At 59.3% G+C, this 8,980-nt stretch carries 3 protein-coding genes and 1 pseudogene; all 4 read left to right on the top strand.

Going from position 1 to position 8,980, the window contains the following annotated elements:
* A partial coding sequence (locus XarbCFBP7408_RS21310) for a hemagglutinin repeat-containing protein (protein WP_104564625.1) occupies positions 1-4,454 on the top strand: 4,454 nt, incomplete at its 5' end.
* Positions 4,455-4,485: 31 nt separating this feature from the next.
* Positions 4,486-4,941 carry a hypothetical protein gene (locus XarbCFBP7408_RS22560; RefSeq protein ID WP_146093815.1) on the top strand — a complete coding sequence of 152 codons (456 nt, stop codon included), beginning with the start codon at positions 4,486-4,488 and terminating at the stop codon, positions 4,939-4,941.
* A gap of 467 nt (positions 4,942-5,408) precedes the next feature.
* Positions 5,409-7,760 (top strand): annotated as a pseudogene (locus XarbCFBP7408_RS21305) (hemagglutinin repeat-containing protein); the annotation flags it as partial.
* Between the two features lie 146 nt (positions 7,761-7,906).
* Complete coding sequence (locus tag XarbCFBP7408_RS21300) at positions 7,907-8,902, top strand: hemagglutinin repeat-containing protein (protein ID WP_146093814.1); 996 nt, start codon at positions 7,907-7,909, stop codon at positions 8,900-8,902.
* Positions 8,903-8,980 lie beyond the last annotated feature (78 nt).

Raw genomic sequence — 8,980 nt, 5'->3', positions numbered from 1 at the left:
ACTACGCCGACGGCGTGGCGCAGTACCGCGCCTTGCTGGAATCCGGCGTGGTCGCCGCGGGCGAGTTGCAACTGAGCATGGGCGTGGGCTTGACTGCCGCGCAGGCCGCTGCACTCACGCAGGACATCGTGTGGATGGTGGAGCAGGACTACCAGGGCCAGAAGGTGCTGGTACCGGTGGTGTACCTGGCGTCCAACTCGCTGCAACTGCGTGGCAACGGCGCGTTGATTGCCGGCGGCAACGTCGAGCTCAACGCCACCAACGCCATGAGCAACCAGGGCGTCATTGCCGGCGCCGACGTCAGCATCACCACAGGCAACCTGCTCAACCAGGGCCGCATCAGCGGCACTGGCAGCGTTGCCCTGGAAGCGCGCAACGACCTGCTCAACCAGGGCCAGATCCAGGGCCGCGACGTCGCACTGGTGGCCGGCAACAATCTGGTCAGCGAAGCATCCAAGGCCATCAACGGCGTCGGCATCCTGTCCGGCATCAGCGCCAGCAACACCCTGCAACTATTCGCCGGCAATGACATGACGTTGACCGGTACCCGCGTGCAGGCCGATGGCAGCGCAGCGTTGATCGCTGGCAACACCCTCAGCCTGACGCCCAGCGCCTTGCGCGACGACAACGGCCTGCTGCGTGGCGGCGACGCTGTGTCGGTGACCACGGGCAAGGACCTGATCGTCTCCGCAGGCAACGACCTGCAACTGCACGGCGTGACCATCAACGCCGGCGGCAGTGCCGCACTGCAGGCAGGCAACAACCTCTCGCTGACCCCGAGCACTGGTCTGGATGGAAAGGTTGCCACCCGCACCAATATCAGCACCGGCGACAGTCTGCAATTGACCGCTGGCAACGACCTGACCATCCGCCAGGCCGACGTCAAGGCCGGCGGCGATCTGATTGCCGCAGCAGGCAACAACCTCAACGTCGAATCGGTCCTCAACGAGACCGAAACCAACAGCTACAAGACACGCAACGGCAAGACGCGCGTCACCACCACCACAACCACGCAAACCATCGACCAGCAGGCGCTCACTGCCGGCGGCAACCTGATCCTCAGCGCCGGCAACGACGTCAACCTGGTCGCGGCCAAGCTGGACGCCGGCAAGGGCCTGGGCATCAGCGCCGGCAACGACATCAATGCCAGCACGCTGACCACGGTGGATACCAGCAACACGCTGGAGACGCGCAAGCGCTTCAAGCAGGCTACCGCGACCAGCGACGAAACTGTCCACGGCACCGAGTTCAGTGCCGGCGGCAACCTGGCGATGCAGGCCGGCAACGACATCACCCTCACCGCCGCATCGGCCGCCACCAAGGAAGGCGGCATCACCCTGGCCGCCGGCAACGACGTCAACCTGCTCGCTGCCAGCGAGCAGCACGACGCCGTGCAGGACATGACCAAGAAGAAGAAGGGCACGTTCTCCAGCAAGACCACAACCACGCATGATGCGTGGCAGGACAACGTGGCGGTCACCACCACGCTCAGTGGTGACACGGTGCAGATCGCGGCGGGCAACGACTTGCTGTCGCAGGGTGCGCAAGTGGCCAGCACCGGGGATGTGGTATTGGCCGCCGGCAACAACCTCACGCTGGACACCGTGCAGAACACGCACAGCGAGGAACACGAAAAGACTGTCAAGAAGTCCGGTCTCTACGGCGGCGGCGGATTCAGTGTCGCCTTGGGCGTGACCAAGAAGACCGACGGCCTGGACGTCACCGAGGTCACCAATACCGGCAGTCTGGTCGGCAGTACCGATGGCGCGGTGACGATGACGGCTGGCAACAAGGTGTCCATCACGGGCAGCGATGTGCTGAGCGCCACCAGCACCACCATCGTGGGCAAGGAAGTCACCATTGCTGCAGCAGAAAACACCGTGGACACGGTGCAGACCTCCAAGCAGCAGAGTGCGGGCATCACGTTGGGTATCAGTGGTGGCGTCGTCGATACCGTATTGGCAGCGTATGGTGCTGCCAAGCGGATTTCCGATGTGGACGACGACAGGCTGAAAGCGCTCTATGCGGCGCGTGCTGCTTACGCGACAGGTGCGACGGTCGATCAAGCAAAAACAACTCCAGACAATTTTTTGGCTGGCTATCAAGGTCAAGCGGTCGGTGGAAATGTGGCAAAACCTGGCAAGGAGCCAGCGAGCGGATTAGAAGGGGCGGGAGCTGCAACTGGCATGAGCTTTCGTCTCGGCATTGGTGCGAGCAGTTCGTCAAGCAAGACCAGCACACATGAAGAAAGCACCGGGGGCAGCCGCATCCTCAGCAACGGCAATGTCACCATTGCAGCCACCGGCGGCGACCTCAACGTCATTGGCAGCAAGATTGCCGGCAACAACGTGGCATTGGCCGCAGCAAACAATCTCAACCTGCTCAGCAATCAGGAGACCAACACCACCAAGTCTGAAAACAAGAACGCTGGGGGTGAGATCGGTGTCAGCGTCGGTGCGACGACGGGCTACTATCTGACAGTGTCCGCCGGCAAAGGCAGCGCCAAGGGCAATAGCGATCTACGTGCGGAAAGCGTGGTCACGGCCAACGACACCTTGACCTTGGTGAGCGGAAACGACACCACGATCCAGGGCGCACAGGCGGTTGGCAATAAGGTCCTTGCGAATGTTGGCGGCGATCTGCTGATCAAGAGCGAGCAGGACACCAACGAGTACAAGAGCAAACAACAGCAGGCCAGCCTGACCCTCGCGACCGGCTCTGGTAGCGGCGGCAGCTACAGCCAGCAGAAGGTCAACAGCAGCTATACCAGCGTGACTGAGCAGAGCGGCATCCAGGCCGGCAATGGTGGCTTCGACATCACGGTGGGCGGTACCACGAAGTTGGTAGGCGGCGCTATTGCCAGCACGGCCGATGCTGGCAGCAACCGGCTGTCCACCGGCAGCCTGACGGTCGAGGATCTTCAGAACAAGGCCGAGTACAAGACAAGCGGCGTCTCTGTGGCCGGTGGCACGGGCAGCAGCATGGCGAGCGTGGCCATCGGTACCGGGCTGAGCATGTTGGGCAACGCTAGCGACAGCTCAAGCAGCACGACCAAAAGCGATATCGCCGCCGGTACGATCCAGATCCGCAATGGCGACGAGTCTGCGCTGGCAGGGTTGGATCGCAATGCCACCGAGTTGCAGCAGTCCGGGCTGAAGGAGATTTTTGATCAGAAAAAGATCAACGATCAGAAGGAGCTCATGGGGTTGGCTGGAGAGATTGGGTTCAGAGTCGTAGGTGATGTTGCTTCGGCGATGTATCAGAAAGCTCAGCTTGATCTGGCCAGCGCACCGGATGAAGCGTCTAAAGCTCAGGCACTGGCACGTCTGGACGCATGGAGCGACGGGGGTACGAACAAGATTTTGCTGCATGGCCTGACAGGCGCGGCGATTGCTGCGCTCGGCGGTGAAAATTTTCTGCAAACAGCAATTGGTGCAGCGGGCGCTGAAGCAGCCAAGGTGGCGATGTCGGATTACTTGGTCAAGAACGGCGTTACCGACCCGGCGACTTACAACGCACTCATGGAGCTAGGAAGTGTGGCGCTTGGTGGTATTGCGGGTGGGCAGGTTGGCGCAACAACCGCGCTGGCGGGAGATCAGTTCAATCGGCAGTTGCATCCTGATGAAGTGACATGGATTCGCCAAAACGCTGAGGCATTCGCGTTGCAGGAAGGAATTAACGAAGAGGAAGCAAATCGTCGCCTAACCGTGGAAGCTGCCGCGCGAGTCGATGCAGAGATCAACGGCCTTATTGGCAATACCAACGTTGATGAGAGTGCTCAGAGATTCCTCAGCACCAACACCAACCAGTACGCCTGGGGCCGCGCTTTCCAGGCGACTGATGCTGAATACAACGCCTTTCACCTGTACGGAAAAGAGTTGGCTTCCAGTTCGGATAACTTCCTCACGGTCTACAACGGCCTCTATCAGGCAGGCATCAGCAAGGATGTGCTGCAGTATAATTACAACTCGGAGCTACTTAGATTCGCTGACACGTCGCGCGGCGACGCTACTTTAGTGACATCTGTTGGGGGAGTCGCACTTGCTGGTGCAACGTTCGGGGCAGGGAGCCTAACGTTCGCCGCTTTGCCAGAGGTAGCGGCGGTGGGGGCTAAAGGAGCCGTGACAGGGGCTGGAACATATACTGCAGGAGTCGCTTGGAGTTCCGTGAAGGAATCCTATTCTGATGGCGGATCAATTTTTTCAAAATTTTCGGAAAAATTCTCATGGCCTAAATTGGCTATTTCGTCCACTATTGGCGCGACAGGTGGAATGGCTACCCAACAAATGCTGGGATGGGCGGGATTGCCAATAGGATTTATGGAAAGCATAAAGACAGCTGGTGGGGTTGTTATACAAGCCAATAAATTGGCCGTGAGCACGTCAGTAAAGACTGCGGCTAATGCGGTAGCTGACCATTACGCTGAAAAAAAAGACGAGGATACAAATAAATGATTGGTGCAATTTTTGATGGTTTGTTGGGGGGGTGATTTCAAACTTAACAGAAAAGTTTTTATCTATTTTCAGTTATAAATTCATAATAACAATTTATTTTCTCGTTGGATCTTTGTTTTCGATTTTTGCTATTTCTTACATTGTCATTGATAGTGGTTTTGGTGTTGAATACGCCCTAAACAGGCTGGCAACCATTGACATGGTAGTTGGATTATTTTTATTCCCGTTGATATTTTCTTTGGTTGGCGGGGTTTCAAAAATTTTAACGCCGCGGTTGAGATGGGAGGATTTCGAATCCGGCCTTATTAAAAGCAACTATAAAAAAGAGTTGGACGAGAAAATTGGCGTTATTAGATTCTCAAAACGGAGAAATATGTTCATAGCTAGGTTGAGTGGGGACGGGGTTGTCACGAAGGTTGAGTGGTTAATGTTTGGAAGGAAAATCACAAATATTGTCCTTGCTCCGATGACTAAAGTGAGGCGCTAGCTGATTATATAAATGCATTTTTCCCGAAAAAATTACGTCAGCGGGGCGCGTGGACCCGTAACCATTCCGACAGCCGCACAGGCAGCTGCGGCTGAGAAATTCGAAACCTCGAAACCTCAGTAGTAAACCTCAGGGGCGCAGTAATTGAGCGGGACGCCGCCCTGGGCGCCAGCATGACCGGCGGCCAAGGCGTCAGCATCAACGGCGCCACTATCAGCAATGGTGCCGTCGGCAGCGACGGTCGTGGCATTAGCGGCGCTTCGCTGAATGGTGTCGGCGCACAAGGTGGCTTGAGCGGTCGCGCCACGCAAAGCGCCGGTGGAGTGGGCAGTCAGGCGGTGATCGGCCGTGCCAATGGCGGCGCGAACAGTATTCGTGTTGCCACCGGTACGACCGGCAGTGCAGGCACCCAGGTGGGCGCCAACACGCAGGACGCCACGCTCGCCACGTCGGGCGGCATCGTCAAGATGTCGGTCGCACCGGTCGCGTCCAACGACAGTGGGCTTGTACGCAGCAGCGTCGATCAGGCAGACGTGCAGGCCACCGCGGCCGGTACCGGCGTCACTGCCGTCGCATCCGACAGCCGTACCCGAGTCGATCCGGCCAGCATTCCGGTGACCAACATTGTGGGTAGCGGCCAGACGTCGCTGACGCAGATCGATCTGCCCATTGGCGGGCTGTATCGCCTCTCCGGCGGCACCGGTACCGATCTCACCGCAATGGGCCGTGCCGCCAACGGCCTGGGCGGCATCAACGCCTGGCGCAGCAATGGCCCCGGCCGTCGTTACCTGATCGAGACCGACCCGCGCTTCGTCAATTACGACAACTTCATCAGCAGCGACTTCCTGCTGGACAAGCTGGGTGTTGATCCAGAGTGGACCCAGACCCGCCTGGGCGATGGCTTCTACGAGCAGCGCCTGGTGCTGGACCAGATCACCCAGCTCACCGGCCGCCGCTATCTGGGCAACTACGCCGACGGCGTGGCGCAGTACCGCGCCTTGCTGGAATCCGGCGTGGTCGCCGCGGGCGAGTTGCAACTGAGCATGGGCGTGGGCTTGACTGCCGCGCAGGCCGCTGCACTCACGCAGGACATCGTGTGGATGGTGGAGCAGGACTACCAGGGCCAGAAGGTGCTGGTACCGGTGGTGTACCTGGCGTCCAACTCGCTGCAACTGCGTGGCAACGGCGCGTTGATTGCCGGCGGCAACGTCGAGCTCAACGCCACCAACGCCATGAGCAACCAGGGCGTCATTGCCGGCGCCGACGTCAGCATCACCACAGGCAACCTGCTCAACCAGGGCCGCATCAGCGGCACTGGCAGCGTTGCCCTGGAAGCGCGCAACGACCTGCTCAACCAGGGCCAGATCCAGGGCCGCGACGTCGCACTGGTGGCCGGCAACAATCTGGTCAGCGAAGCATCCAAGGCCATCAACGGCGTCGGCATCCTGTCCGGCATCAGCGCCAGCAACACCCTGCAACTATTCGCCGGCAATGACATGACGTTGACCGGTACCCGCGTGCAGGCCGATGGCAGCGCAGCGTTGATCGCTGGCAACACCCTCAGCCTGACGCCCAGCGCCTTGCGCGACGACAACGGCCTGCTGCGTGGCGGCGACGCTGTGTCGGTGACCACGGGCAAGGACCTGATCGTCTCCGCAGGCAACGACCTGCAACTGCACGGCGTGACCATCAACGCCGGCGGCAGTGCCGCACTGCAGGCAGGCAACAACCTCTCGCTGACCCCGAGCACTGGTCTGGATGGAAAGGTTGCCACCCGCACCAATATCAGCACCGGCGACAGTCTGCAATTGACCGCTGGCAACGACCTGACCATCCGCCAGGCCGACGTCAAGGCCGGCGGCGATCTGATTGCCGCAGCAGGCAACAACCTCAACGTCGAATCGGTCCTCAACGAGACCGAAACCAACAGCTACAAGACACGCAACGGCAAGACGCGCGTCACCACCACCACAACCACGCAAACCATCGACCAGCAGGCGCTCACTGCCGGCGGCAACCTGATCCTCAGCGCCGGCAACGACGTCAACCTGGTCGCGGCCAAGCTGGACGCCGGCAAGGGCCTCGGCATCAGCGCCGGCAACGACATCAACGCCAGCACGCTGACCACGGTGGACACCAGCAACACGCTGGAAACGCGCAAGCGCTTCAAGCAGACCACCGCGACCAGCGACGAAACTGTCCACGGCACCGAGTTCAGTGCCGGCGGCAACCTGGCGATGCAGGCCGGCAACGACATCACCCTCACCGCCGCATCGGCCGCCACCAAGGAAGGCGGCATCACCCTGGCCGCCGGCAACGACGTCAACCTGCTCGCTGCCAGCGAGCAGCACGACGCCGTGCAGGACATGACCAAGAAGAAGAAGGGCACGTTCTCCAGCAAGACCACAACCACGCATGATGAGTGGCAGGACAACGTGGCGGTCACCACCACGCTCAGTGGTGACACGGTGCAGATTGCGGCGGGTAACGATCTGCTGTCGCAAGGCGCGCAGGTGGCTGGAACAGGCGACGTGACCCTGGCTGCCGGCAACAACATTGCCATCGACGTTGCGGAGAACAGCTACGCCGAGTCGCATGAATCCAAGACCAAGAAGTCCGGCCTATTCGGCGGAGGCGGAGCGAGCGGTTTGGGAGGCATTGGTTTCACGGCCGGTAGCCAGAAAGCGTCGAATGCAAGTCAGTCCAGCAAAACCGCCACGACAGGAAGCTTGATTGGTAGCGTCGAAGGCAATGTGAGTGTAGTAGCAGGAGGCGATGTTGCGATCCGTGGCAGCGATCTTTTTGCCGGCCGCGCCACCAATGATGTCGAAGGAACTGGCGGCAATATTGCTATCCAGGGCCGCAACGTGGAAATCACGCCGGTCGAGCAGACCGAGCGAATTCAGTCGCAAGCTAAGGAACCTCTGAACAACTCTTGGCGTTGCGAGCGAATTTGGGATTTCGCTTGATCACGACAATCTCCGTTGCTGAAAATCAATCACTTACGCGTGATGGCTCCAACCTCAGGCGTCGATCAGAAGTCTATCGAGGAGTTGTTCAGAGCTTCCCTAAGGCTAGCAGTAGCGGCTTATCGATGGCGTTGGTTGGCACGCCGATCGACACTGTTCGCAATATGCAGCAGATTGACGATAGCGATGCTAATGGAAGGGAAAAAACCAAGAGCTATCTCAATGAGGTGGCTGCCTCCGCTGGAAGCATGCCGCAGATCGCGATGGGCTTTGGTAGCAAAAGCGCATCCGCAAACGTAGACATCGAACGTACCACTCAGCGGGGAGCTTCGGTCACGGCTGCAGGTGGCATCAGCGTGCGCTCGACAGAAGGCGACATCGTCCTGGCGGGTAGCAAGCTCCTGGCTGGCGGCGCAGTGATGCTTGATGCACAGCGCGATCTAATGCTGCTGGCAAGCGCGGACACACAAACGCAAACAAGTGATAGCAGGACCAAGAGCGGTAGCACAGTTTTCGCCATTCAGGACATCGGTGCGGCGAGCCGTCAAGTCAACGGTGGTCCAAACAGTGGCGGTATCACCACAATGCCCTACAGCGAGGGACGTGGAACCAATGATGCAGATAGGCAAGTTGTTGGGCAGACTGGTAGCAGCATCAGTGGGCAACAAATCACGCTAATCAGTAGACAAGGCGATATTGCGCTACAGGGTGCAAATGTTGCCGCAGAAGCTTCAGTCAACTTGATCGCCCAGAAGGGCGGGATCGAGCTGCTGCCGGGCATGGCGACTCAAAGCTGGCAAGAGACGCAGCGGCAGATGCAGTTCGGTGACCTGGGTGGCGATGGCTACTCCGGCACCGTTGGTATCCGCAAGGAGCTGTACGTTGTTGATGGCAGTAGCACCGATCAGAACAGTCTTCGCACCCAGTTGAGCAGCCTTAAGGGAGATGTGAATGTTCTTGCCAAGCAAGATCTAGTGACTAAGAGCGGCTAACAAAACCCAGGAAGAAGGCGTAAGCAGATGATGGAGGATGCGAGCGAAAGCAACGCCAAGTGGAGATCGATGCGACGT

The sequence above is a fragment of the Xanthomonas arboricola pv. guizotiae genome (assembly GCF_002940205.1).
Lineage (GTDB): Bacteria > Pseudomonadota > Gammaproteobacteria > Xanthomonadales > Xanthomonadaceae > Xanthomonas > Xanthomonas arboricola_C.
This window is presented reverse-complemented; position numbering and strand designations above follow the sequence as displayed.